The 23,646-nt window shown below is 73.5% G+C and carries 21 protein-coding genes; 10 read left to right on the top strand and 11 right to left on the bottom strand.

Annotated features, from left to right (window positions below; all coding sequences use genetic code 11):
- Positions 1 to 147 precede the first annotated feature (147 nt).
- Positions 148 to 882, bottom strand: coding sequence for a methyltransferase domain-containing protein (locus tag C1701_RS20010; protein ID WP_026420003.1), 735 nt, complete (start codon positions 880 to 882; stop codon positions 148 to 150).
- A 236-nt stretch (positions 883 to 1,118) separates the two neighbouring features.
- Between C1701_RS20010 and C1701_RS20005 the strand changes: the two genes are divergently transcribed.
- Positions 1,119 to 1,940 (top strand): ParA family protein, encoded by an 822-nt coding sequence (locus tag C1701_RS20005; RefSeq protein WP_026420002.1) that lies wholly within the window; start codon positions 1,119 to 1,121, stop codon positions 1,938 to 1,940.
- A 51-nt stretch (positions 1,941 to 1,991) separates the two neighbouring features.
- Positions 1,992 to 2,825, top strand: coding sequence for a DNA-formamidopyrimidine glycosylase family protein (locus tag C1701_RS20000; RefSeq protein WP_026420001.1), 834 nt, complete (start codon positions 1,992 to 1,994; stop codon positions 2,823 to 2,825).
- Positions 2,826 to 3,181: 356 nt separating this feature from the next.
- Here C1701_RS20000 and C1701_RS19995 read toward each other — a convergent pair whose 3' ends face one another.
- The 3 genes from C1701_RS19995 to C1701_RS19985 all read right to left on the bottom strand — a co-directional run bounded on the left by C1701_RS19995 (position 3,182) and on the right by C1701_RS19985 (position 5,779).
- A complete protein-coding gene (locus C1701_RS19995; protein ID WP_103056429.1) occupies positions 3,182 to 4,450 on the bottom strand; it encodes a uracil-xanthine permease family protein in 1,269 nt (422 codons plus the stop codon).
- A gap of 196 nt (positions 4,451 to 4,646) precedes the next feature.
- A complete protein-coding gene (locus tag C1701_RS19990) occupies positions 4,647 to 4,964 on the bottom strand; it encodes a hypothetical protein (protein ID WP_103056428.1) in 318 nt (105 codons plus the stop codon).
- Positions 4,934 to 5,779 (bottom strand): methyltransferase domain-containing protein, encoded by an 846-nt coding sequence (locus C1701_RS19985; RefSeq protein ID WP_103056427.1) that lies wholly within the window; start codon positions 5,777 to 5,779, stop codon positions 4,934 to 4,936. The genes C1701_RS19990 and C1701_RS19985 overlap by 31 nt, the downstream gene beginning before the upstream one ends.
- A 50-nt stretch (positions 5,780 to 5,829) precedes the next feature.
- Here C1701_RS19985 and C1701_RS19980 point away from each other — a divergent pair, with 50 nt between their 5' ends.
- Positions 5,830 to 6,135, top strand: a complete 306-nt coding sequence (locus C1701_RS19980) for a Scr1 family TA system antitoxin-like transcriptional regulator (RefSeq protein ID WP_156038480.1) — start codon at positions 5,830 to 5,832, stop codon at positions 6,133 to 6,135.
- Positions 6,132 to 6,332 (top strand): DUF397 domain-containing protein, encoded by a 201-nt coding sequence (locus C1701_RS19975; RefSeq protein ID WP_026419997.1) that lies wholly within the window; start codon positions 6,132 to 6,134, stop codon positions 6,330 to 6,332. The genes C1701_RS19980 and C1701_RS19975 overlap by 4 nt, the downstream gene beginning before the upstream one ends.
- A 476-nt stretch (positions 6,333 to 6,808) precedes the next feature.
- Here C1701_RS19975 and pspM read toward each other — a convergent pair whose 3' ends face one another.
- The 7 genes from pspM to rimO form a co-directional block, all read right to left on the bottom strand.
- Positions 6,809 to 7,609 (bottom strand): phage shock envelope stress response protein PspM, encoded by an 801-nt coding sequence (gene pspM / locus C1701_RS19970; protein WP_103056426.1) that lies wholly within the window; start codon positions 7,607 to 7,609, stop codon positions 6,809 to 6,811.
- 22 nt (positions 7,610 to 7,631) lie between these two features.
- On the bottom strand, positions 7,632 to 8,450 hold the full coding sequence (locus C1701_RS19965) for a PspA/IM30 family protein (RefSeq protein WP_035274800.1): 819 nt from the start codon (positions 8,448 to 8,450) through the stop codon (positions 7,632 to 7,634).
- An 87-nt stretch (positions 8,451 to 8,537) separates the two neighbouring features.
- A complete protein-coding gene (locus tag C1701_RS19960; RefSeq protein WP_103056425.1) occupies positions 8,538 to 9,257 on the bottom strand; it encodes a hypothetical protein in 720 nt (239 codons plus the stop codon).
- 219 nt (positions 9,258 to 9,476) lie between these two features.
- Complete coding sequence (locus C1701_RS19955; protein WP_026419995.1) at positions 9,477 to 9,932, bottom strand: helix-turn-helix domain-containing protein; 456 nt, start codon at positions 9,930 to 9,932, stop codon at positions 9,477 to 9,479.
- A 296-nt stretch (positions 9,933 to 10,228) separates the two neighbouring features.
- Positions 10,229 to 10,714: a CinA family protein gene (locus tag C1701_RS19950; protein WP_245588919.1), complete on the bottom strand. Its 486-nt coding sequence runs from the start codon at positions 10,712 to 10,714 to the stop codon at positions 10,229 to 10,231.
- 38 nt (positions 10,715 to 10,752) lie between these two features.
- The gene (gene pgsA / locus C1701_RS19945; RefSeq protein WP_245588906.1) at positions 10,753 to 11,409 is read right to left on the bottom strand and encodes a CDP-diacylglycerol--glycerol-3-phosphate 3-phosphatidyltransferase; all 657 of its coding nucleotides are present in this window, start codon (positions 11,407 to 11,409) and stop codon (positions 10,753 to 10,755) included.
- Positions 11,410 to 11,429: 20 nt separating this feature from the next.
- Complete coding sequence (rimO, locus tag C1701_RS19940; protein ID WP_026419992.1) at positions 11,430 to 12,875, bottom strand: 30S ribosomal protein S12 methylthiotransferase RimO; 1,446 nt, start codon at positions 12,873 to 12,875, stop codon at positions 11,430 to 11,432.
- A 111-nt stretch (positions 12,876 to 12,986) separates the two neighbouring features.
- Between rimO and C1701_RS19935 the strand changes: the two genes are divergently transcribed.
- From C1701_RS19935 to C1701_RS19900, 6 genes are all read left to right on the top strand, one after another.
- Positions 12,987 to 13,568, top strand: coding sequence for an amino-acid N-acetyltransferase (locus C1701_RS19935; RefSeq protein WP_103056423.1), 582 nt, complete (start codon positions 12,987 to 12,989; stop codon positions 13,566 to 13,568).
- 719 nt (positions 13,569 to 14,287) lie between these two features.
- Positions 14,288 to 14,818: a phospholipase gene (locus C1701_RS19930; RefSeq protein WP_103056422.1), complete on the top strand. Its 531-nt coding sequence runs from the start codon at positions 14,288 to 14,290 to the stop codon at positions 14,816 to 14,818.
- A 252-nt stretch (positions 14,819 to 15,070) separates the two neighbouring features.
- A complete protein-coding gene (locus C1701_RS19925; RefSeq protein ID WP_103056421.1) occupies positions 15,071 to 18,463 on the top strand; it encodes a phosphodiester glycosidase family protein in 3,393 nt (1,130 codons plus the stop codon).
- Positions 18,464 to 19,541: 1,078 nt separating this feature from the next.
- Complete coding sequence (locus C1701_RS27715; RefSeq protein ID WP_051712737.1) at positions 19,542 to 21,131, top strand: PPE domain-containing protein; 1,590 nt, start codon at positions 19,542 to 19,544, stop codon at positions 21,129 to 21,131.
- 266 nt (positions 21,132 to 21,397) lie between these two features.
- Complete coding sequence (locus C1701_RS27710) at positions 21,398 to 22,087, top strand: hypothetical protein (protein ID WP_245588905.1); 690 nt, start codon at positions 21,398 to 21,400, stop codon at positions 22,085 to 22,087.
- Between the two features lie 397 nt (positions 22,088 to 22,484).
- On the top strand, positions 22,485 to 23,591 hold the full coding sequence (locus C1701_RS19900; protein ID WP_051314222.1) for an NAD(P)-binding domain-containing protein: 1,107 nt from the start codon (positions 22,485 to 22,487) through the stop codon (positions 23,589 to 23,591).
- The last annotated feature ends 55 nt before the right edge of the window (positions 23,592 to 23,646 follow it).

The raw sequence follows: 23,646 nt of genomic DNA, 5'->3' as shown, positions 1-23,646 counted from the left end.
CTACCCGGACCGACCACCAGAATGTTCGCACACGCACACATTATCGTCGTGCGAGGTCAGTGAGTCGATTGTTCGACGCGGAGGGCGGGCCGCACGGCAGCGACACCCCGTGTTCCCCGGATCGGGGGAAGACGGGCGGGCAGCTCCTCAGCGGGGGCGGCGGGCCAGCACGTGCAGCCGGCTCGACAGCTCGCGCAGGGGCGGTTGCCGCGCCGCGAGCAACTCCAGTTCCGCGAGATCACTGGGCGAGCAGGTGTCGAGCACGGACCCCGGCACCAGGTCGGTGACGGCCCCGTCCCCCTGGAGCAGTTCGACCGCCAACCCGGCGGCGGTCACCAGCTCCGACAGGCCGGCGGCGTCGAAGCGGCGGAGCAGCGGGTCGGCACCGGTGCCGGGGGCGAGGGTTCCGCTCGGCGAGGTCAGCACCTCCCTGGCCTCCGCGACACGTCCCGAGAGGACGCGGTGCAGGACCGCCGCGTGCCGGTTGGCCACCACCACGGAGATCGCGCCACCCGGGGCGGTCACGGCCGACAGCTCCGCCAGCGCGGCACCCGGGTTCTCCACGTACTCCAGCAGTCCGTGGCCCAGCACCAGATCGGCCCGGCCCGGTTCCGCCACGGCGGTCAGGGCCTCGGAATCGCCCTGCACGGCGGTGACCCGGTCCAGCACGCCCCGCTCCGCCGCCCGGGTGCGCAGCGTGGCCAACGCGTTCGGGCTCGCGTCGACGACGGTGACCTCGCACCCCGCCTCGGCCAGCGGCACCGCCCACACCCCGCTGCCCCCGCCCACGTCGAGCACCCTCGGCGGACGCCCGGCCCCGGAGCGGCGGCGCACCGCGACCAGTTCGACGTTCAACGCGGACAGCACGGCCTCGGAAACCATGGGACAGAGCCTAGAACCCGTCGTGCGGGAGTGGCGGCGGCCTCCCTCCCCGCGAACCGGCTCGTCCGGCCGGCCGTGGTTCGCGGCCTGCCAGCACCTCGACCACCCGGGGCCACGACCGGTTCCGCCCCGGTCGGCAGCGGGGCCGGCCCGGAGCTCGTTGGGCCGATGCAGTGACGGCTCCACCACTGATCGGGGCAGACCGTAGGCTGCAACCCGTGCTTACTACGGTGGCAGTGCTCAGCCTGAAGGGTGGCGTGGGGAAGACGACCGTCGCGCTGGGGTGCGCCTCCGCCGCCCTGCGGCGGGGCCTGCGAACCCTGGTCGTCGACCTCGATCCCCAGTGCAACACCACGGCTGCGATGGATCCCGCCGAGACGGACGCCGACCTGGCCGACGTCCTCGCCGACCCCTCGCCGGACACGGTGCGGGCGGCGATCGCACCCAGTTCCTGGGGAGAGGGGCTGGACGTCCTGGTCGGTTCGGAGGGCGCCGAGGGCCACAACGTCCCCAACCCGGGCGCGCCGGAGCTCTCCCGGCTCCGGGAGGTGCTGACGACGGTGCGCGAGCTGGACGAGGAGGAGGGGCTGCCCCCCTACCAGCTGGTGCTCCTCGACTGCCCGCCCTCCCTCGGCCAGCTCACCCGTTCCGCGCTGGTGGCCGCCCAGCGCGCCATGCTCGTGACGGAACCGACGATGTTCGCCGTCTCCGGCGTGCAGCGCGCGTTCGAGGCCGTCCAGGCGGAACGGGAGAACACCAACTCCGACCTGCAACCGCTGGGTGTCGTGGTGAACCGGGTGCGCCCCCGGTCGCACGAACACCAGTTCCGGATCAACGAGCTCCGGGAGATCTTCGGTCCGCTCGTGATGCCGGTGGTGCTGCCCGACCGCCTCGCGGTGCAGCAGGCCCAGGGCGCCTGCATGCCCATCCACCAGTGGGGCACCCCCGGGGCGCGGGAGGTGTCGCTGGCGTTCAACCTGCTGTTGGCCCGCGTGTTGCGCTCGGCGCGTGGCCGGCGGGCCGGGCGGGAGCCCGAGACCGAGCCCGCGTTCGACTGAGCCGGGCGGTGGACCGGCTACCGGCTCCGGCGGGATGGCACCATCGGAGGTGTGCCGGAGGGTGACACGGTCTTCCTGACCGGACGGCGCCTCGACGCGGCGCTCGCCGGCCGGGTACTGGTGCGGGGTGAACTGCGGCACCCCGCGTTGAGCGCGGTCGACCTCGCCGGCCGGGCCGTCGTCGGGGCCGACTCGGTGGGCAAGCACCTCTTCGTGCGCTTCGACGACGGGCGGAGCCTGCACAGCCACCTCCGGATGGACGGGTCGTGGCGGCTGCACGGCCCCGGCGAGCGGTGGCGACGTCCCGCCCACGAGGTCAGGGCGGTGCTGGCGAACCAGGACCGGGTGGCGGTGGGGTTCCTGCTGCACGACCTCGCGCTGCTACCCACGGGGGAGGAGTCGTCGCTGGTCGGCCACCTCGGCCCCGACCTGCTGGGGCGGACCTGGGGGGAGGCGGACCGCCGGGAGGCCGAACGCCGGCTCGCCGCGCATCCCGGACGAGCCGTCGGCGAGGCACTGCTCGACCAACGGGTGATGGCCGGTGTGGGCAACCTCTACCAGTGCGAGATCTGCTTCCTCCTCCGCGTGTCGCCGTGGACGAGGGTGGCCGACGTCGACCCGGCCGCCACCGTCGACCTCGCCAGGAGGCTGCTGGCGGCCAACGCGTGGCGCTGGGAGCAGAGCACCACGGGCTCGTTGCGCCGCGACCAGCGGCACTGGGTGTACCGGCGGGCCGGCCTGGCGTGCGCGCGCTGCGGCACCGCGATCCGCCGGGGGACGCTGGGGGTGGGAGTTCAGGCCCGCACCGTCTACCACTGCCCCCGGTGCCAGCCAGCTCCCGAAGGGGCTCCCGGGCACTCCGCCCCGGCGGGAGCCGAGGGCTGACCCGGCATTCACGCCCTGGTGCGCGGGTGCTCGACGGCGGCAGCGGTCCGGACGGCTCAACCGGTCAGGCACCAGCGGTCGTCGCGCGGTCTCCCACTCCACGCCCGTTGTCCCCCCACCCCGTGCCGCCAGCCCCCCGGCCCGAGCGGGACCGGCCTCTCCCCCACCCCGGTCGCCGGGGCTCGGCGCCCTGTTCCCCGGGCAGCGGAGCAGGAGGTGAACACCGCGCGCCCCGAGGGACGGTGGCCACCGTGAGAGTGGACGATCGCGAGACGGTGCGGCACCAACACCTCGTCCGGGGCCGGCCGGGAGTCACGGCCACCGGCCGAGGGTTCCGCGAGGGAGCCGCCCCGAGCTCACCCGGCTGGCGGCCGGCGGGGCACCACGGCGCGGAGCCCGCGCAGCACCGGGTACAGGAGGACGACGACGAGCGCCCCCCAGGCCATCCCGCCGATCTCCACCCCACCGACGGTGAAGGTCAGCCCACCCACTCCGGCGACCAACGCGGCACCCGCCACCACGAGGTTCAGCGGATCCCGGAAGTCCACCTGGTGGTCGGACCAGACCCGGAAGCCGAGCATCGCGATGAGACCGAAGAGCACCAGGGCCACCCCGCCGATCACTCCTGGCGGGACGAGGACCACCGCCGCGCCAACGCGAGGTGAGAAGGACAGCACCACGGCCAGGACCGCCGCCGTGGCGCACGCGGCGGTGGAGTGCACCCTGCTCAGCGCCATCACGCCGATGTTCTCCCCGTAGGTGGTGGTCCCGACCCCGCCTCCCGCACCGGCCAGGCTGGTGGACAGCCCGTTGCCGATGAGCACGTCGCCGGCGTGACGGTCGAGGTCACGTCCGGTGACCGCGGCGACGGCCTTCAGGTGGCCGAGGTTCTCCGCGAGGACGGTGATCACCACGGGTAGGACCAGCAGCGACACCGAGGGCGTGATGACCGGTGTGACCAGTTCGGGCAGACCGGTCCACGGGGTGTCGAGGAGTTCGGGGGCGTTCTCCAGGGGCCCGGACAGCCAGGACGCGGTCCAGCCCACCGCGATGCCGAGCACCACGGCCAGACGGCGCCACAGCCCGCGACCCACGACCGCCGCGACGACGATCGTCAGGAGTGTCACCCCGGCGACCACGGGCTGCGCCGAGACACTGGCGGTGGCGTGGGGGGCCATCCCGAGCCCGACGAGGACCACGACGGCCCCGGTCACCACCGGTGGCAGCAACACCTCCACCAGACCGACGCCCAACGCCTTGACCGCCACCCCGAGCATCACCAACGTCACGCCCGCCACCAGCACCCCACCGAGCATCGCCGAGGGCTCCGCCCCCGCCTCGGAAGCCGCCAGGAGCGGACCGACATACGCGAACGAAGCGCCCAGGTACCCGGGAACACGGTTGCGGGTGACCACCAGGAACAGCAGGGTGCCCAGACCGGAGAACAACAACGTCGTGGTCACCGGGAAGCCCGTGATCGTCGGCACGAGGACGGTGGCGCTGAACATTGCCGCCACGTGTTGCGCCCCGAAGCCCAAGGTCAGCGGCCAGCCCAACCGTTCCTCCGGCGCGACCACCCCGCCCGTCCCGGTGACGTCCTCCGCTCGCACCCGCCACAACGGCATGCCGACACCTCCCCGTGCGAGGTCGCATCCTGCCACCACGCGGCGCCCGCCGTCCGCCGAACACGACCGGCGGCCCCGCCCGCGCGCCCACCGGCATCCACACCGACGTCCCACGCGGACCGGAGGTTCAGGCCGCCGGGTTCACCCGAGGCGGAAGGAGGCGACGCCGATCACGGCGACACCACCTCGCGAACGGTCACAGCGCGGTGATGTGGTGTTCCGGGCTGTCCAGCCACAGCACGTGGCGACCGTCGGTGGTGACGGTCAGGCCGTACCGGTCGATCTCAGGACGGCCCGCGACGTCCCAGGTCTCCAGCACGGGTTCCACCTCGTCCCACAGGCGACGGCTCCCGGCCTGGTGCACCGTCGCCGGATGCTCACCGAGGTCGACGCGCACCCACGACCCGGATGCCGGATGCACCCACCGGTACGAGACCACCTGCTCGTCCTCGCCGAGGAACACGAGGCGGCCGTGTTCGGCGATCAGGGAGGTGAAGAACGCCGCCGTCGACAATTCGAGCCCCTTCGGGACCGTGACGGAACGCGTGTCGTCCGCGCTGCCCCCGGTCTCCTCGAGAACGCGACGGCCGCTCCACCTCGGCTGGTAGCCCTGGGAACGCAGCGGCATGAACCCCGCTGCCCCCAAGAACCGGCCGTGACGGCGCCGTCCGGGCCGCGGCGCAGCAGCGCGATGCCCGTCGAGACGGTGACCAGGATCGCGCCGTCCGCCGTGAGCTGGTCCAGCCATGCTCCGGGCACGCGGTCCACACCGCAGGTCGCCATGATCCTGTCGAACGGCGCCCGTTCGGGCACACCGGCAGCGCCGTCGCCGCACACCACGGTGGGCGCGTAGCCGGTGACGTCGAGCGCTGCGCGAGCCGTGTTGATCAGCTCGCCGTCCACATCGATCGTGGTCACCTGCTCGTCGCCGACGAACCTGGCCAGCAAGGCCGCGTTGTAGCCGGTACCCGTACCGACTTCGAGCACACGGTGGCCAGGGCGCAGATCGAGCGCGGCCAGCATGGACGCCATCATGCTCGGTTCGGTGGACGAGCTGATGGGGTTGCCGTCATCGTCGAACCGCGTGATCAAGGTGTCGTTCGAGTACGCGGCCGCCATCGCCTCAGCACGCCGGACCGGGTCGGGATCGTGGACGTCGTAGTGGGTGAAGCTGCCTGTCACCGGGTCGAACAAGGCGAACCGGGGCGCGAAGACGTGGCGGTCGACGACGCGGAACACCTCGGGCCAGGTCCGCGAGGGCAGCTCTGCTGCGAGCTGGTCGGCCAAACCCGCGCGCAACGCGGGGATGTCCTGGTGGGGCGTGGTCATGCGGCATCCGTTCTGGTGAGTTCATCGGTCCACGCTTCCGTCACCACGTGATGCGCGAGCACCTGCTGTGGCTGCCGCACGTCGTCGAGTGGCCGACGGTGGACCTTCGCGTGGTGCCGATGGGTGTGGGCTGGCATCCCGGGCTCGAGGGTGCGTTCGGCATCGTCGAGCGCGGGGGCGATGACGCGCCAGTGGTGCGGTTGGAGACACGGCGGTCCGCCCTGTTCCTCCATGAAGCCAAGGATGTCGGCGCGTACCAGGAAGCGGCGGACAGGGTGCGGGAAGTCGCGATGAGCCCGGACGACACCTGCGCACTCATCGCTGACGTGATCGGGAGAATGGAGAGGAGATCATGACGGTGCACCACGAGCCGGAGCACTGGCGGAAGGCACGCCGGTCGCGGAATGGTTCCGCCCGCGTCGAGGTCGGCCGGTTCGCCGACGGTGTCGCGGTGCGGGACACCAAAGATCGGGCCGCTGGCCACGTCACCGTTACGGGCCCACGGTGGTCCTCTTTCCCGCGCGCCATCCAGGCCGGCCGTGACGACCGGTGAACACGCGCTGGACGGCCCCCGCCCCACATCGTGGCGAGAGGCCGTCTCGTCGCTGCCGAGGCCGACGAGGACCGCCACAACGGCATGCCGACACCTCCCCGCGCGAGGTCGCATCCTGCCACCACGCGGCGCCCGCCGTCCGCCCAACACCACCGGCGGCCCGCCCGCGCGCCCGCCGGCATCCACACCGACGTCCCACGCGGACCGGAGGTTCAGGCCGCCGAGCTCACCCGAAGCGGAAGGAGGCGACGCCGAACGCCGTCCCCGCGAGGCCGCTCCCGAGGCGGGAGGGACTCCAGTGCTCATTCCGGCCGGGTTCCTGGCACCGCCAGCCCAGCGCACCCCTCCGGCGCGCACCCGGGCCGAACCCGCCCTCCTGACGGCTCCACCCGGCCTGCCGCACATGGTCCGAGAGTGGGAACCGGGCTGCCGGCCCCCGGGGCCGAGGGTGGGGGTACGGGAAGGGGGAACCCCGGTCAGAGCCGGGGTGAGCGGGACAGCTCCCGCAGCCCGGCGGCGAGCCCGTCGAGGTAGTCCGCGGCCTCGGTGAGCGCCGGCGCGGAGGTGTCGTGGTCATGGGCTGCGACGGTGCGACCCGCCGTGGCCACCAACCGCCCGAAGCCGTCCACGCCGTCGTGGAGCCTGGCGGCCAACCGGTCGATGTCCCCGGCCAGGGCGGCACGTTCCGAGGCGGGAGAGGCATCCCTGGCCCGCTCGACCGCCTGGAGCCGAGCGGCGGCCGCCCGAGCCGCGTCACCCGCCTCCCGCGCGGTCCCCCGAATCCTCCGCACGGACTCCTCCGGGACGAGCGGCGCCCCGCCGACCGGGGTGGACAACTGGTGGAGCAACTCCGCGAGACTGGCCTCCGCGTCGGCGAGCCGCCGCATCGGCTTGTGCGCGGCGGAACCCGGATCGGGCAGGGGCGGCGGAGGTGGCGGTGCCACCGCCTCCTCGGGCAGCGGGGTCCGGTACAGCCGGACTGTCCGCACGCCGGAGGACACCGCGCTCGCCCCGATCAGGGCGCTCACCCCGCCCACGACGACCTCGGACGTCTCCAGCCCTGGCTCGCTGCCCACGGTGAACGCGAACGCCCCGGCGAGGGCGGCTAAACCGGTCTTGACGTAGAGGCCCCGCCGGGCCCGGCGCCGCTTGCGCAGCAGCTGGGCCCGCGGGTCACGCCACTTGTCCAGGCCCTGGCGGAACTTGCTGGCGATCAGGCCACCGGCCTGGTTCGCCACCGAAACGAGGTCGGACACGTCGCCCCTGCGATCCGCCACCTGGAGTCACACCCTCGGTCGCTCAGGCCTGGCCTGGCTGCTGCTGACCGGGCTGCTGGATGTTCTGCGGCTGGGCCGGCTGCGGCGCCGCGGCACCGCCACCCACCTGGCCAGCGGATCCCCCACCCATGCTGGCACGGATCTGCTCCAGCCTGGAGACACCGGCCATGTTCACCGAGGCCTGTTCGACCTCCATCATCCGCCCCTGGACCGAGTTCTTCGCCAGCTCCGTCTGCCCCATCGCCGTCGAGTACCGCTTCTCGATCTTGTCGCGGACCTCGTCGAGCGACGGGGTGTTCTTCGGGGCGGCGAGCTCGCTCATCTGCTGGAGGGAGCTGGACACCTGCTCCTGCATCTTCGCCTGCTCCAGCTGGCTGAGCAGCTTGGTGCGCTCGGCGATCTTCTGCTGGAGCTGCATGGCGTTGCGCTCCACCGCCTGCTTGGCCTCGTTGGCGGCCTGGAGCGCGGAGTCGTGGAGGCTCTTGAGGTCCTCGATCTCCTGCTCGGCGCTGACCAGCTGGGCCGCGAACGCCTGGGCGCTGTTCTCGTACTGCTGCGCCTTCTCCAGGTCACCCTGGTTCCTGGCGTCATCGGCCATCACCAGTGCCTGCCTGGCCGAGGCCTGGAGCTTCTCGACGTCCCCAAGCCGCCGGTTGAGCTTCATCTCCAGCTGACGCTGGTTGCCGATCACGGCGGCGGCCTGCTGGGACAGCGCCTGGTGCTGCCGCTGCGCCTCCTCGATGGCCTGCTGGATCTGCACCTTCGGGTCCGCGTGCTCGTCGATCTTCGACGAGAACGCCGCCATGAGGTACTTCCAGAACTTCACGAACGGGTTGGCCATCTCCTCCGCCTGCCTTCTTCTGCTACCCGGCCGCCCGAGGCGACTATCCGGATAATCACCCGATGCCTGATTGCCTGTTCCATCGTGTCAGGTACCGTCGCGCGGTTCCAGCGACCCCGGAACATCTCGGGGCTGTCCCTGACCAGAGCCCGGGTCACCCCCCGCCGCCGAGAGCCGCTGAACCTCCACCAGCCCGGACCGCAAACCACGCAGTCGGTCGGCCAGGTCAGCCACCGGGTCACCGACGGTGACCGGGAGGGCACGGGCGGAGGTCCACTCGGCGATCTCCGTGCGGGACCGTTCCAGACCCGCCACCGCACCCCGCATCCTGGCGAGCAGCGTCTCCTTCGCCCCCTGCCGCGCCTCCGCAGCCCGGAGCCGGTCGGTGACGGAGGCGGCCGCGCCGGCCAGCTCGGCCCGGGTGACCTCGTCCGTCGCCTGGTCGGCGGCCTGGGACAGGCGCTGCGACTCGGCCCGCAGTTCGGGGGCCAGGTCCTGGCCCAACAGCTGGTCGAGCCTGGCCACCTCGGCCGCGCTGGACCGCACCTCCACCAGCACGAGCTCCACGTCGTCGTGGACACCCGACAGCTCGGGTCGACCCGCCGTGGCGGAGGTGATGGCGCGCGCCGCCCGCTCCGCCCGCTCCGCCCAGACCTGGGCGGGGCTACCGCGCACCGGGCGGGGCGCCTCGGCCGCGAGGCGCGGGGACGAGGTGCCGCTCCGGGATCGCCGCACGGCGACGAACAGCAGTGCCCCGCCCGCCAGCACGACGACCGCCAGTACCGCGACGAGGACTTCGAGAATCACTGGTGGTCCCCCACCCGCTCCGAGGGTTCTGACACGTCTCGAATTCCGGGTTCCCCACACCGTGACGTGTTATGACGTCGCTCCGTGGCCCCCGGTCAACGAAGTGCCCCCAATAGTAGTCAGGCGCACTTGCGTGGTGGTGCTGACCCGATCACCGGGTGGCAGCAGGCCGCGCGGGGGTGGCGGTCGTGACCCGGGTCCGAACCGGGAAGCGGCTCGTCAGGCCGCCACCACCACCTTGTTGGTGATGCGCATCGAGGAGTCGAGGCGTCCGCCGAGCACCGGGGCGACGGCGAACTCCGAGAACTGCTCCCCCACCACGGCGGGGACGAGCTCGTCCGACTGCTGGGCCTGCCGCGCGACCCGGGCCTCGGCGGTCGCCGGCTGGGCCACCCGGGCAGCGGCGCCGGGCACCGGCGTCGCCACCTGGCGGGTCCCGGCGTCGGACCGGATCTCGGTGGCCACGTCGTCGAGGAGCCTGGGCAGCTCCAGTTCCAGGGCGTCGCAGATGGCCGCGAGGAGCTCGCTGGAGGCCTCCTTGCGCCCCCGCTCGACCTCGGACAGGTAGCCCAGGCTGACCCGGGCGATCCTGGACACCTCACGCAGAGTGCGGCGCTGGGCCGTGCGTTCCTCACGCAGGCGCTCGCCGATGGCCTCCCGCAACAGAACGGCCATGCCGTGTCTCCTTCCACCCTGGATGTGTTCGACGGTTCACTGTCGGGCTGACGCGCCGGCAGCGCGCCGCGATCGAACGACGATCCAGTTGAGCGCGCCGTCCACTCCACCGTACCCAGCCGAGCCAATACGATCAGCAACTTCGGGTCAACGTCCGCCGAGGGCGAACGGGTTCCCGTCCAGCCAGTTCCCCCTGTTGTTTGCCTGATCGGGTTAACGGATCGCGACCGCCCGGCATTCCGGCCGGCGTCCGGGCGCCGGCCGGTGACCGGGCGCGACCGGGCCTTCCCCGTCCCTCACGCGGGTGGCGCCCGGTCCAGGGCCGCGCCGAGGGCGTCGAGAGCGGCGCGGACCGCCGCCGCGCGCACGCCGTGCCGGGAGCGGGACAGCCGGAGCGTACGGACCGTGACCTCGTCCGCGCCGGCCACCGCGACGTGCACGAGGCCGGGTGGGAGCCCGTTCTGCGGGTCCGGGCCGGCGACCCCGGTGAGCCCCAGACCCCAGTCCGCCCCGCAGCGCCGCCGAGCTCCCTCCGCGAGCCGCCTGGCGACCTCGGGGTGCACGGGCCCGTGCTCGTCGAGCACGGCGGTGTCGACGCCCGCGAGGCTGCCCTTCAGGTCGGTCCCGTACACGACGAGGCCGCCCCTGACGACCGCGCTGGCCCCGGGAACCGAGGTCAACAGCCCGGTGACCAGGCCCGCCGTCAGGGACTCGGCCGCGGCCACCGTCTCACCACGCTGGCGGAGCCTGTCCAGGAGGAGGGTGAGACGCTCCTCGTCCAGCCCGAACCCGGGCAGGGGCGAGTGGTCGTCCGCTCGGCTCACGCGGTACCCGCGAGCGCCCGCCGCCCCCGGGCGCGCATGCGCACGGCCCGAACCACGTAGTCGATCCCGGTCGCGAGGGTGAGCAGCAACGCCACCGCCATCACCGACCAGCGCACCAGGTCGAAGCCGTCGGAGAGCGGCAGCACGTACAGGCCGATGGCGACGATCTGGACGAGGGTCTTGAGCTTCCCTCCCCGGCTGGCGGGGATCACGCCGTGCCGGATCACCCAGAACCGCAGCAGGGTGACGCCGAGCTCGCGGACACCGATCGCGATGGTCACCCACCAGGGCAGCTCGCCGAGCACGCTGAGCCCCACCAGTGCCGCCCCGATCAGCGCCTTGTCGGCGATCGGGTCCGCGATCTTGCCGAAGTCCGTGATGAGGCCTCGGCGGCGGGCGAGGTCCCCGTCCAGGCGGTCGGTGATGGCCGCGAGCGCGAAGAGCCCGGCGGCGACCAGGCGCCAGGTCCCGCCCTCCGCCCCCACGAACAGGGCGACGAGGAAGAAGGGCACCAGGACGAGGCGGAAGACCGTCAGGGCGTTGGCGATGTTGACCACCGGGACGGCGGTCGGTGTCACGCCGGCGGGGTCGGCGGGCTCTGGCGCTTCCGCCTTCGCCCAGTCGGCGCCGGTCGGGGTTCCGGTGCTGTCCATGGTCGCGTCCTCGGCTGCCGTCACGGGTATCCCCTCGTCAGGACTTCCTGCGGCCGCACGATGAGGTCGACGCCCTCGGAATCGACCACCGTGGCCCGCACGAACTGGCCCACCTCGATTCCCTCAGCATCGGTGAGAACGCACTCCCCGTCGACTTCGGGCCCCTGGTGCTCCGCCCGACCGGTGCAGTCGCCCTCCTCGTCGGCGGTCCGCTCGACCAGCACCGTGACCTCCTCACCGACCCGTTCGGCGGCGCGTTGGGCGGTCAGCTCCTCCACGAGGGCGGAGACGCGCGTCACCCGCTCGGAGATCAGGTCCGGGTCCAGTTTGTCGGGGAATCCCGCCGCCTCGGTGTTCTCCTCGTCCGAGTAGCCGAAGACACCGACGACGTCCAGGCGGGCCGCCGTGAGGAACCGCTCCAGCTCCGCCACGTCGTCCTCGGTCTCGCCCGGGAACCCCAGGATGACGTTCGTCCGCAGACCGGCGGTCGGGGACAGCGCCCTGACGCTCTCGACGAGGCCCAGGAAGGACTCGGTCGACCCGAACCGGCGCATGCGGCGCAGCACCGACTCGCTGGAGTGCTGGAAGGAGAGGTCGAAGTACGAGGCCACCCCCGGTGTGGTGGCGATGGCGCTCACCAGACCCGGCCGGGTCTCCGCGGGCTGGAGGTAGGAGACGCGCACCCGGTCGATCCCCGGGACCTCGGCCAGGCGGGGGAGCAGCTTCTCCAACGCCCGCAGGTCCCCGAGGTCCTTGCCGTAGGAGGTCGAGTTCTCACTGACCAGGAAGAGTTCCCGCACCCCTGACACGGCCAACCACTCGGCCTCGGCCACCACGTCGTCGGTGGGGCGGGAGACGAAGGAGCCCCGGAAGCTCGGGATCGCGCAGAAGGAACACCGCCGGTCGCAGCCGGAGGCGAGCTTCAGCGGGGCGACCGGGGACTTGTCGAGGCGGCGGCGCGGCACCCTCGGCCCCCAGGCGTGGCCGGGAACGGCCACCTGCTCGGCCGAGCCGGCCAGGGCGGAGGGGCGCTCGACCGGCGAGATCGGCAGCAGGCGACGGCGGTCACCCGGGGTGTGGGAGGCCACCGCGTTCCCGGCCAGCACCTCGTCGAGCCGGTTGGCCATGTCCGGGTAGTGGTCGAAGCCGAGGACGGCGTCAGCCTCGGGGAGGCTGTCGGCGAGTTCCTTGCCGTACCGCTCGGCCATGCACCCCACCGCGACCACCTTGGCTCCGGTGTCGGCCGCGGCGAGCAGGGTGTCCACCGAATCCTTCTTGGCGGACTCGATGAAGCCGCAGGTGTTGACCAGCACGACGGAGGGGGTGTCCTCCCCGCTGGCGTCGGTGTCGACGAGCTCCCAGCCCGCACCGCTGAGGCGGCCGGCCAACTCCTCGGAGTCGACCTCGTTGCGGGAGCAGCCCAGGGTGACGACGGCGACGCGGCGGGGTGGTTCGGGGGTTGGCACGAGGTCAGGGTAACGGGGCCCGTCCACCCGTCCGGTGGGGCGAGGGCCGCCAGGTGCCGGACGGCTCGGGGCCGGTCACCACCGCACGGGTGGTGAACCAGGCGGATAGGCTTGCTGAACGTGCAGGTAGCCGAGGACGAACCACTGGTGGTCCGGCGTGCCCGGGTGGGTGACGTGCGAGCCGTCAAACGACTGGTCGACGCCTATGCGGGCAAGGTGCTGCTGGCGAAGGAGCTCGTCGCCCTCTACGAGGGGGTGCAGGAGTTCTGGGTGGCCGAGATCGGCGGCGACATCGTCGGATGCGGCGCACTGCACGTCCTCTGGGAGGATCTCGCCGAGATCAGGACCGTCGCGGTGGCCCCCGAGGCCGCCGGGCGGGGCGTGGGCCGCGCGGTGGTGAGCAGGCTGGTGGAGGTCGCGATCGAGCTCGGCCTGCGGCGGATCTTCGTGTTGACCTTCGAGACCGCGTTCTTCGCACGGCTGGGTTTCCGCGCGATCTCCGGCACGCCGGTGTCCGCCGAGGTGTACGAGGAGATGCGGCACTCGGTGGACGAGGGGGTCGCGGAGTTCCTCGACCTGCCCTACGTCAAGCCCAACACCCTGGGGAACAGCCGGATGCTGCTCGAACTGCCCGCCGAGGAGCAGAAGAGCCCGGGGTCCACATCGCCCGGTCCGCGCGTGACCCCCGGCTGACCCGCGTCTCGCCCGTGGAACCGCGCCTGGCCCCGGCCTGGTCCGGTCCTGACCCCACGGGACCCGCCCGACCGGGTGAAATTCGGCGACGTCGGCACCCGCGCCCGCGGCGGCACCGTCCCGTCGGGTTGACGGCCCGCCAGGGCGGAGCCCGGTCCTGAGGCGGCGCGTGGCCGCGGTTCCGGCTGCCGCCTCCCCCACCTGGCCACGGCGCCGGCGGTGCGGATGTCTCGGAGCCCGCTCCCGCTCCGGTGGGCGGCCACATCCGGTGCGGCGAGGCCCTCGGGGAAGGCGGCGCGAGCCCGTGCCCGGTGTGGTGACGGGTCGGCGGCCTGGCGCCGCTTCGGGCCGCCGCCACCCGCGAGCGCCCTCATCGGACTCCGCCAGTGCCCCGTGCCGACCATCCACCGTGGACGACGAGCACGTCGGTCGAGGGCCCCGGGCCTCGTGGGGGCGCACTTCGGCGGGCGAACCCCTGATCCCCGGTTCGGGAACCCCTGCCCACACCCGGGAAACCGCCTCAGGACCCCCACCACCCGGAGTTATCAAACGAACACCCAATGTTTATCGGAGCCACATCGCATGACGGTTCCGCGCGGGGAATCGGTCGGCTAAGAATTGTGATCACTTCGACATCCCAGCGACCCGTCGGCATCCGGTTCCCGCGTTCCCCGGGGGGCCAGGCCCGTCGCGGTCGCCTTCCCTGCCCAGGAGATCGCATGTCCTCCAGATCCCCGCGCCGTGCCCTGCGAACGCTCCTCGCCTCCGTTCTCGCGACGATGGCGTTGCTGGTGGGAGGGGGAGTCGCCCACGCATCCCTCCCGCCGGCCGAACTGCGACAGGTGACCGACGACTACCTGTTCACCCAGAGCCTGCCCTCGTTCGTCCAACTCCGGTCGCAGCGCCCGCACGCGCCCCAGCTCGACTGGTCGTCGGACGGTTGTTCGTACTCCCCCGACGAGCCTTTCGGGTACGAGTTCCTGAACTCCTGCCACCGGCACGATTTCGGCTACCGCAACTACAAACTCCAGAACCGGTTCACCTCGGCCAACAGGAAGGCCATCGACGACCGGTTCCGTGACGACATGTACTCCGTGTGCTCCTCCGCCGTGTGCCGCCGCACGGCGGACGTCTACTACTGGGCAGTCCGGGCCTTCGGTGGTTCGGGCACCACCACCGCCGAGGCGATCGAGCGGGCCCTGCACGAGCCCTCGGTCCAGGCACGGCTCGCCGAGCTCGGTTCCCGCTGACCGGGCGCCGCCCCTTCCGCCGCCGTCGGCCGGGTCCCCACCGGTACGACGGCGGTCGCGGCCGCCGGTGCGCGTACCGGTCCACGAGGGACGGTGGGCCGGGCGCGACGGTCCGCGGCGCTGTCGGCACGGGTGGGCCCTCGCCGTTCGCCCCCGTTCACCCCTCGGCCAGGCACCCGTCATCGGCTGGCTCCGCCGGTTGGCTGCAATCGTCCCGTCCCGATCAGCACAGTCCTTCCGACTGGAGGTCCGATGGTGACGCCACGGGGTGTCAGGACACTGCTCTGCGCCGCACTGGTGACGCTGCCCCTGGCCGCGCTACCGACCGCCACCGCCGCCCCCGATCCGGGGCCCCCCGCCGGGGCGGCACTCCCCGAGGACGGTCCCGCGGCGTCCTCGCGGATCGAACCCGACCTGTGGGCGGCCCCGGGCGGGAGCGCGGCGGACCTCGGTTTCACGGTCAGCAGCAGCACGACCGCCGTCGCCCCGGGACTCGAGTTGACCGAGTTCGCCCGTTTCGACCCGAACGGCTGGGTGGAGGGCGACGTGCTCACCGCCGACCTGAGCGGGACCGGGCTGCGTCCCACCTACCTCCACCCCGGCTCGGTGTCCGACCGCGCGCCGCTCTCGGAGCAGGTGGCCTCGGCCGGAGCGGTCGCCGGGGTCAACGCCGACTTCTTCGACATCAACGCCACCGGCGCTCCTCTCGGGGTGGGCATCGACGACGGCACGTTGCGGCACGCCCCGGCCGACGGTCGCAACCTGACCGCCACCTTCACCGAGGAGGGCCTGGCCTCCCTCACGGAGGTCTTCCTGGAGGCCTCGGTGACCCTTCCCGGTGGGGAGTCCGTCCCGGCGAGCAACTTCAACTCGCCGGTCGTGGCCGACGGCGGCATCGGCGTGTTCACCCCGCTGTGGGGGGAGTCCGACCGGACGACGGCCGTCGTCGGCGCCGACCGCGTCTCGGAGGTGGAGGTCCGGGACGGACGAGTGGTCGCGGTCCGGGAGGCGCCATCCGCCGGGCCGGTGGCCGACGGGAGCCAGTTCCTCCTCGGCCGTGACGGCGGGGCGGACCTCCTCGGCGCGCTGTCGGTCGGGGACGCGGTGGGACTGGACGTCGACGTGCGCTCGGACGTCGAGGACATCGCCGTCGCCGTCGGCGGGAACCGGGTCCTGGTCAGGGACGGTGCGGTCCTGCCGGTCGACGACGTGGCCCTGCACCCGAGGACGGCGGTGGGCTTCTCGGAGGACGGCGAGCGCTTCTGGCTGGTCACCATCGACGGACGGCAGGCGAGCAGCCGGGGGATGACGGAGCGGGAGCTGGGCCACTACCTGCGGTCGCTGGGAGCGCACCACGCCCTCAACCTCGACGGCGGCGGTTCCTCCACGATGCTGGCCCGCCCCGTGGGCGACGCCGAACCCAGTGTCCGCAACTCGCCGTCGGACGGCGGCGAGCGGACGGTGCCCAACGGGCTGGGTCTGGTGACGCCGGAGGGCAGCGGTGAACTGACCGGCTACCGCGTGGAACCCGCCGTCACCGGTGCCGACTCGGAGCGGGTCCTCGGCGGGCTCGGCCGCCGGCTCGTGGCCCACGGCCACGACGAGACCGGCGCGGCCGTCGCCGCCACCCCGAGGTGGTCGGTCACCCCGCAACGGCTCGGTCAGGTCGGTCGCGGTGTGTTCCGGGCCCGTCCGGGCGCGCCGGGTGTCGACGGCCCCCGAACGGTCACCGTCGCGGCCGGCCGGGACGGCACCCGCTCGGAGGTGGAACTGAGGGTGTTGGGCACCCCGGTCCGGTTGGGTACCGACATCGGTCAGGTCGCCCTCGCCGGTGACGGCGCCGTCGGGCACTTCACGGTCCTCGGGTACGACGGCGACGGGTTCGGCACGTGGGTCGAACCGGCCGACGTGTCGCTGGACTACGACCGGGACGTCGTGCGGATCACCCCGCACGAGGACGGTTTCGCCGTCACCGCCCTGGTGCCCAGCGGATCGACCGTGGTCGAGGCGACCGTCGGCGGACTGCGCGCCGCCGTCGGGGTGTCGGTCGGGACCGAGGACCACGTGCTGTCCAGCATGGACGACCTCGCCGCCTGGCAGGCCACCGGCTTCCCCGCCGTCGTCGACTCGGCGATCTCCTCGGCTCCCGGCCGCGACGGCGGCACCGGGATCGCCCTGGACTACGGGTTCACCGGCACCACGGCGACCAGGGCCGCCTACGTCGCCGCCCGGGGCGACCTCGCACTGCCGGCGGGCACCCAGCGGATCGGGGTGTGGATCAACGGGGACGGGCGCGGGGCGTGGCCGAGGCTGGACCTCCGGGACAACGGTGGGGTGGCCACGATCCTGGACCTCGCCGCCGCCGTGGACTGGACGGGCTGGCGCTACGTGGAGGCGACCGTGCCGGGAGGACTGGCCGGTCCGCTAAGGGTGCACCGCGTCTACCTCGCCGAGACCGACGGGAACAGCCAGTACGAGGGCAGGGTGGTCTTCGACGACCTCACCGCCGCTGTCTCCCCCGTCGCCGAGGTACCGCCACCCGGTGCTCCCCGGGACCCCTCGGTGCTGGGCGCGGCCCCGCGGGGGCCGGCGGGAGGCCTGCGGGTGGCCGTGGTCAGCGACGCCCAGTTCACCGCCGACTCCCCGGACGGCGAGGCGGCCAGGCAGGCGAGGAGGTCCTTCCGCGAGGCGTTGGCGTCCGAGCCGGATGTGGTGTTGATCAACGGCGACCTGGTGGACCGGGGGTTCGCCGAGGACTTCGCGGTGGCCCGCCGGATCCTCGACGAGGAGTTGGGCGACTCCGTGCCCTGGTACTACGTGCCCGGCAACCACGAGATCTCCGGCCCGGGTGACATCAGCGAGTTCCAGGCCGCGTTCGGCGCTCCCTTCCAGGTCGCCGACCACGGGGGAATTCGGATGGTGTTGCTGAACAGCGCGTACGGCACGCTGCGCGGTGGCGGGTTCGACCAGGTGGAGATGCTGCGGGACGCCCTGGACTCGGCGGTGTCCGACCCGGACGTGGACGGGGTCCTCGTGGCGATGCACCACCCGACCGTCGACCCGGGGCCCGCGGCGAACTCGCGGCTCGCCGACTCCAGGGAGGCCGACCTCATCGCCGGGTGGCTGACGGAGTTCGAACTGGAGTCCGGCAAACCCGCCGCCGTCATCACCGCCCACGCGGGACTGTTCCACGCCTCGCGGGTGGATGGCGTGCCCTACTGGATCAACGGCAACGCCGGCAAGGGCCCGTCGGCGCGGCCCGAGTCGGGCGGCTTCACGGGGTGGAGCCTGCTGCACCTGGACCCGAGCCGGGAGGAGCTGCCGATGCGCGTCGAGATGCGTCCGCACGTGGACGGGCTGTCGGTCGAGGTCCCGGACGAGCTGGCGATCGGCGGGACCGGCGAGGTGGTGGCCGAGGTCCACCAGGACGGCCGGACCGTCCCGGTGGCCTACCCGGTGGCCGGGTCGTGGTCCGGCTCGGACGGACTGCACGTCGCTGGCGCCTCGACCTCCGAGCCCGGCCCGGAACACGTGGCCTCCTTCGACCCGGCCACCGGTCAGGTCCGGGGGCTTCGGGCGGGGACGGCGTCCCTCGAACTGGCGGTGAACGGGGTGACGGAGCGGGTGCGGGTGACCGTGCGCTGATCTCGCCCAGGGTGACCGCCGCCCGCCCTTGACGCCAGGCCTCGACGGCCCCGGGAACCGCTCCGGTACCCTGGGCCGTCCGCCGCGCGGGGACGGCACACGGCCCAGGTCGATGACCAGGCGAAACCTGGACGCGCTCCGCGCGCGCGGTCTGCACGAGACGGTGTGCGGACACGGAGTTCGCGCCTGGGTCCGATTCGGATCGACGGTGTTCCCGAAGTGCCCCTCACACCCTTCTCACGCCTGCTAACTTCACAGAGGGGAATCACCAGCCGGCGGTGTGTGCACCGTCCCCGCCCGGCTGACGAGCATCGGAAGGGCCGCGGATGGCGACCGAACAGGGTGGGGAGCGCCTCGTCGCGTCACCGGACGCCCTGGGCACCGTCGACCGCCGGACCGCGCGCTCGCCCTCGCTGGTCCCGCGCGAGCACGCGGTCCGGGCGCCGGGTCGCCGGCACGCGCCCACCGCGCGGCGGGAGGCGATCCACTGGCCGTCAGCGCCGGCCCCGTGGTCCTCGCCCGCACGGAGAGCGTGCCCGCTCGTCGGTTCCCCCGAGGTCGGGTCGAGCGGCGGCGACTCCGCTCCACGGCGAGCACGGACCTCCGTGACGGCCGAGCGCCGGCCCGCGCCCCCGCGCGCCCTCCTGGCGAGCGAGCCGAGCCTGCCGGACCGCGCCTCCCGCCCCTCCGGCGAGGGCACTCCGCCCCCGAACACGGCTCACCCGCCCAGGAAGCCTGGGCCGGCGGGATCCGGCACCACCTCCCGCACGGCCCACCCGCACCAACCAGACCGGCGTCCCGTCCGCCCCGGCGGCGGGCGACCGGTCGGCACGTCCACACGACCAGACAGCACCAAGGACCACCACGCGATCACGGCCACCGTTCCTCCGACGACGGGGGCGACCGGCACCACGTCGGCGGTCAGCGGGGGCGGGGCGTCCCGCCGCCCGTGCGCACCCGGCCGCCGCGCACGGACCGACGACCTCCGGGCATCCGGACCAAGCTGGGGAGAGCCGGTCCGGGTTCGTCGGGGAACGGTGATTTCCTTGTTGCGGCCAGCACTTCGGGGAGCAGCACCATGACCGACGCCGAAACCCAGGAACCAGACTTCACGCAGTCCGAGTACCAGAGACAGGAAAGCCCGACCCTGGAGTCCTTCGGGGATGTCTTGAAACTGCCCTCGACCTGGATGAACAACCAGTTGATCAGGAATCGGGGCGAGAAGCTCAACCAGGGTCTGGACCACCGGGACCCGATGCTCACGAGCTGCCACAACTACGCCTCGTCGGGGCACCCGGAGCTCAAGCAGTGGGTCGACGAGGGCAACGAGCCCGAGCACACCCACGCTGTCGGCGAGACCTGGAACAGCATCGGCAACGAGTTCGTCGAGGACTTCGAGGAGCTGAGGTCACTCGCCGACAACGGCGCCGACTGGGAGGGCGAGTCCGCCGACGCGGCCTTCGCCGCCGTCGCCTCCCTCGGCGAGTGGACCGGGGAGAGCAGCCAGGCGTACCACGCCACGTCCGCGCAGGTGGAACAGCAGGCCTTCGCCGCGTCCGAGGCGAGACAACGGATGCCGGAACCGGTCGAATACGACCGGGCCGAGTTCCAACGGCGGATATTGACCACGGCCAACCCGCTCGAGATGATCGCCATCGGCAACGAGGCCGTCGAGACCTACGAACGCGCCGTCGCCGCGCACGAAGAGGCCGTGCAGGTCATGGGCACGCTGGAGTCGACTTTCCAGACGACGGACAGCAGCATGCCCGCGTTCGCTCCGCCGCCCTCCATCACGGGTGGGGACGGTGACGGAACGGTCGACCGGTCCAACATCCGCACCCCGGTCGGTGAGGGCAGCCTGGACCGGTACGGCCGGCCGGGCGACGGTCCGGGCGGCGGGGGCCTGCCCGGCGGCGGTGGCGGCCTTCCCGGCGGTGGCGGGGGCCTGCCCGGCGGCGGGGGAAGCCTTCCCGGTGGCGGTGGCGGTGGCGGCGGGGGCGGTCTGCCCGGTGGCGGCGGTGGACTTCCTGGCGGCGGTGGTGGCGGCGGCGGGGGCGGCGGCCTTCCCGGCGGTAACTACCCCGGCGGCAACCCCCCTGGCTCTGACGGCCCGGGCAACGTCCGCCCCGACTGGGTGCCCAACAACCCGAACTACCCGGGCGGCAACCTGCCCGGCGGCAACCTGCCCCCCCTGCCGGGCGGTGGTGGCCCGGGGGGTGGGTTCCCCGGCGGAGGGCTACCGGGTGGCGGTGGCCCCGGTGGCGGCGGTCTCCCCGGCCCGCTCGGTGGGCTTCCTGGTGGCGGCGGCTTCGGCGGTGGACCAGGTGGGGGCGGCCCGGGTAGTGGCATGCGCCCCGGAGGTTTCGGCCCCGGTGGCGGCGGCTTCGGACCGGGCGGCAGCGGGGGCGGCGGTGGTTTCGGCCCTGGTGGCAGCTCGGGCGCGGGCGGTCCCGGTGCGGGTATGGGCGGCGCCCGGGGCATGGGCGGTATGGGTGCCGGTGGCATGGGTGGCGGTATGGGCGGCGGCATGGGTGCCGGCGGCGGCCGAGGCGGGCAGAACGCCGAGGACAAGGAGCACACCCGTGCCTCGTTCCTCCAGGAGACCGACGACATCTTCGGGGACGGGCGGATGGTGGCTCCCCCGGTGCTCGGCGACACCAACCGCTGACGGCTGACCGAGGCCCGGTGGCCGCGCGGCGGGTCCTCCCCGCCGCGCGAACGGGTCCCGAGAACCCCGGCGTGCGGCGGGCGGATCGGCACCGCTCGCGGAACGGAACGGCTCGGACCGCGCTTCCCGCCCGGGGTGCCCTCCCGGCCCAGACCGGTACCGACCGAAGCCGTCGTCGGCTGGCCGCCGCCGTGGGGCGGGGTTAGCGTCGGGAGGCTGCCCGGACCGGCCGGGCGACGCCGTCGGAGGTGCGTGTGATACGACCGATGACCAGCCTCGGGCACTGGCCCAGCCGGCTCGCGGCGGGGACCTTCATCCTCAACTCGGGTCTGAGCAAGCGGGACGCGGACGACGAGGCTGCCGCCGGTCTGCACGGCGCGGCGGCCGGCGCCTACCCGTTCCTGAAGTCGATGGAGCCGAAGCAGTTCGTGCGGCTCCTCTCGACCGCCGAGATCGGCCTCGGTGCCGCGCTGCTCATCCCCCTGGTTCCGACCGGGGTGGCGGGGGTCGGCCTGACCGCCTTCTCGGCCGGCCTGGTGGGCATGTACCTGCGGACTCCCGGGACGCGGCACAAGGGCAGCGTTCGTCCCACCGAACAGGGGCTCCCGCTGGCCAAGGACATCTGGCTGGTGGGCGCTGGCGTGGGCATGGTGGTGGAAGGGGTCGTGCACCGCGCGGCCCTCCGGCGGCACCGCAGGCGCAAGGCACTGCTGCGCGCCGGCGGTGCGGCGGCGCACCACGGGCGTTGCCGGCACCGCGGAGCCGGTGAGGGGCGCGGTCACGAACACCACGGGCACCACGAGTCCCGGCGGCATCACGGGCACGGGAAGCACGAGGGGTGGCACCACCTCGGTCGGCACGGTGGTCGAGCTCGGCACGACGAATCGGCTGCCACCGAACACCACGGTCACGGCGCCGCCGGCATGCTGTGGCGGAAGGCCCACCGGGAGCACTGACTTCCACCTCCTCCCCGGGCAGCCCACTCCCCACGCCGCGTGCCGGCGGTACCGCTGGCGAGCGGCGGCGCACCCCCTCCGCGGGGACGCTCGGGTCGGCCGGCGACAACGGCCGTGGCCCGCCTGGGGCTTGGGCGCTCCCGGTGGCGGGACGAGGACCGTCCGCGCCGGTGGGGGGATCCGGGGTGCGGGCCACCTCGGGTCGGCCGGAGCCGGCGGGTCTCCCGCCGAACGACCGACCGGCCGCCCCCGCCTCGGCACGGGGTTCCGCCCGGCGTCCCCTCGGTGCGGCGCTCCGAGCGGTGGGGAGCACGCGGCCACCACCCCTCACGGCGGTTGGCCGGCCCGGCTCCACCAGCGCGGGAAGCTCCACGGCCGTTCGGGTGTTGAGGTGGGCGTGAGCACCTCCCAGGTCACGCGGGTCGACGTCGTCGTCATCGGTGCGGGGCAGGCCGGGCTGTCCAGCGCCCACTCCCTGGCGAGGGCCGGTCTCCCGCCCGGCTCGGGTTTCGTGGTGCTCGACGGGGCGACCCGGCCCGGTGGCGCGTGGGGCGAGCGGTGGCCGACCCTGACCATGCGGACCGTGCACGGCATCCACCAACTGCCCGGCATGCCCGTCCCCGCCGTCGACGAGAGCGAGGCCGCCGCCGTGGCGGTGCCCCGGTACTTCGCCGACTACGAGCGCGAGTTCGACCTCCCGGTGCGACGCCCGGTCATGGTGCGGTCGGTGCGCCCCGGACCCGCCGGCCGGCTCCTGGTCGACTCCGACGACGGCGGGTACGCGGCGCGGGCCCTCATCAACGCCACGGGCACCTGGCGCCGCCCCTTCTGGCCGAGGTACCCCGGGCAGGAACTGTTCGGTGGCCGACAGCTGCACACCGCCGACTACCGGGGTCCCGAGGAGTTCGCGGGCCAGCGGGTCGTGGTCGTCGGCGGCGGGTCGTCGGCCGTCCAACTCCTGCTGGAGATCGACGAGGTGGCCAGCACGGTGTGGGTGACCAGGAACCCGCCTGACATCCGCCGGGGACCCTTCGACCAGGACCGGGGGCGGGAGGCCGTGGCCTCGGTCGACCGCGAGGTGCGGGCGGGGCGACCGCCCGGCAGCGTCGTGCGCGCCACCGGGCTCGTACTCCCACCGGACGCCCTGGCGGCGTGGGAGGCGGGGCGACTGGCACGACGGCCCATGTTCCAGCGGCTGACCCCCACCGGCGTGGCGTGGCCGGACGGGCACCACGAGGACGTCGACGTCGTCCTGTGGTGCACGGGCTTCCGCCCCGCCCTGGACCACCTGGCCCCGCTGCGACTGCGCACCCGGCACGGCGGGATCGTCATGGACGGGACGCGGGTGGTGGCCGACCCCCGGGTCCACCTGGTCGGATACGGCCCCTCCGCGAGCACCGTCGGAGCGAACCGGGCGGGTCGCGACGCCGTCCGCGACATCCGTCGGCTGCTCGCCGCTCCGGCGGCGGACGGCGCGGGCGACGACCTGCCCCGAGCGGGATGAGGGACGACGGGGTCGGAGTCGGAGGCACGCGACCACCGCGCCCTGGACCGTCCGA

It is taken from the genome of Actinoalloteichus sp. AHMU CJ021 (assembly GCF_002895405.1).
Taxonomy (GTDB): Bacteria; Actinomycetota; Actinomycetes; order Mycobacteriales; family Pseudonocardiaceae; genus Actinoalloteichus_B; species Actinoalloteichus_B caeruleus.
Note: the sequence above shows the minus strand (reverse complement) of the source record. Positions and strands in the feature narration are given on the sequence as shown.

Bases quoted from the DNA above. Each gene is read 5' to 3' on its own strand.
- C1701_RS27715 (WP_051712737.1), top strand. From the start codon at position 19,542: ATGACCGACGCCGAAACCCAGGAACCAGACTTCACGCAGTCCGAGTAC.
- C1701_RS19955 (WP_026419995.1), bottom strand. From the start codon at position 9,932: ATGGCCGTTCTGTTGCGGGAGGCCATCGGCGAGCGCCTGCGTGAGGAA.
- C1701_RS19975 (WP_026419997.1), top strand. From the start codon at position 6,132: ATGACGGTGCACCACGAGCCGGAGCACTGGCGGAAGGCACGCCGGTCG.
- pgsA (WP_245588906.1), bottom strand. From the start codon at position 11,409: ATGGACAGCACCGGAACCCCGACCGGCGCCGACTGGGCGAAGGCGGAA.
- C1701_RS19985 (WP_103056427.1), bottom strand. From the start codon at position 5,779: ATGACCACGCCCCACCAGGACATCCCCGCGTTGCGCGCGGGTTTGGCC.
- C1701_RS19925 (WP_103056421.1), top strand. From the start codon at position 15,071: ATGGTGACGCCACGGGGTGTCAGGACACTGCTCTGCGCCGCACTGGTG.
- C1701_RS19980 (WP_156038480.1), top strand. From the start codon at position 5,830: ATGCGCGAGCACCTGCTGTGGCTGCCGCACGTCGTCGAGTGGCCGACG.
- C1701_RS19930 (WP_103056422.1), top strand. From the start codon at position 14,288: ATGTCCTCCAGATCCCCGCGCCGTGCCCTGCGAACGCTCCTCGCCTCC.
- C1701_RS27710 (WP_245588905.1), top strand. From the start codon at position 21,398: ATGACCAGCCTCGGGCACTGGCCCAGCCGGCTCGCGGCGGGGACCTTC.
- C1701_RS20010 (WP_026420003.1), bottom strand. From the start codon at position 882: ATGGTTTCCGAGGCCGTGCTGTCCGCGTTGAACGTCGAACTGGTCGCG.
- C1701_RS19965 (WP_035274800.1), bottom strand. From the start codon at position 8,450: ATGGCCAACCCGTTCGTGAAGTTCTGGAAGTACCTCATGGCGGCGTTC.
- C1701_RS19995 (WP_103056429.1), bottom strand. From the start codon at position 4,450: ATGCCGTTGTGGCGGGTGCGAGCGGAGGACGTCACCGGGACGGGCGGG.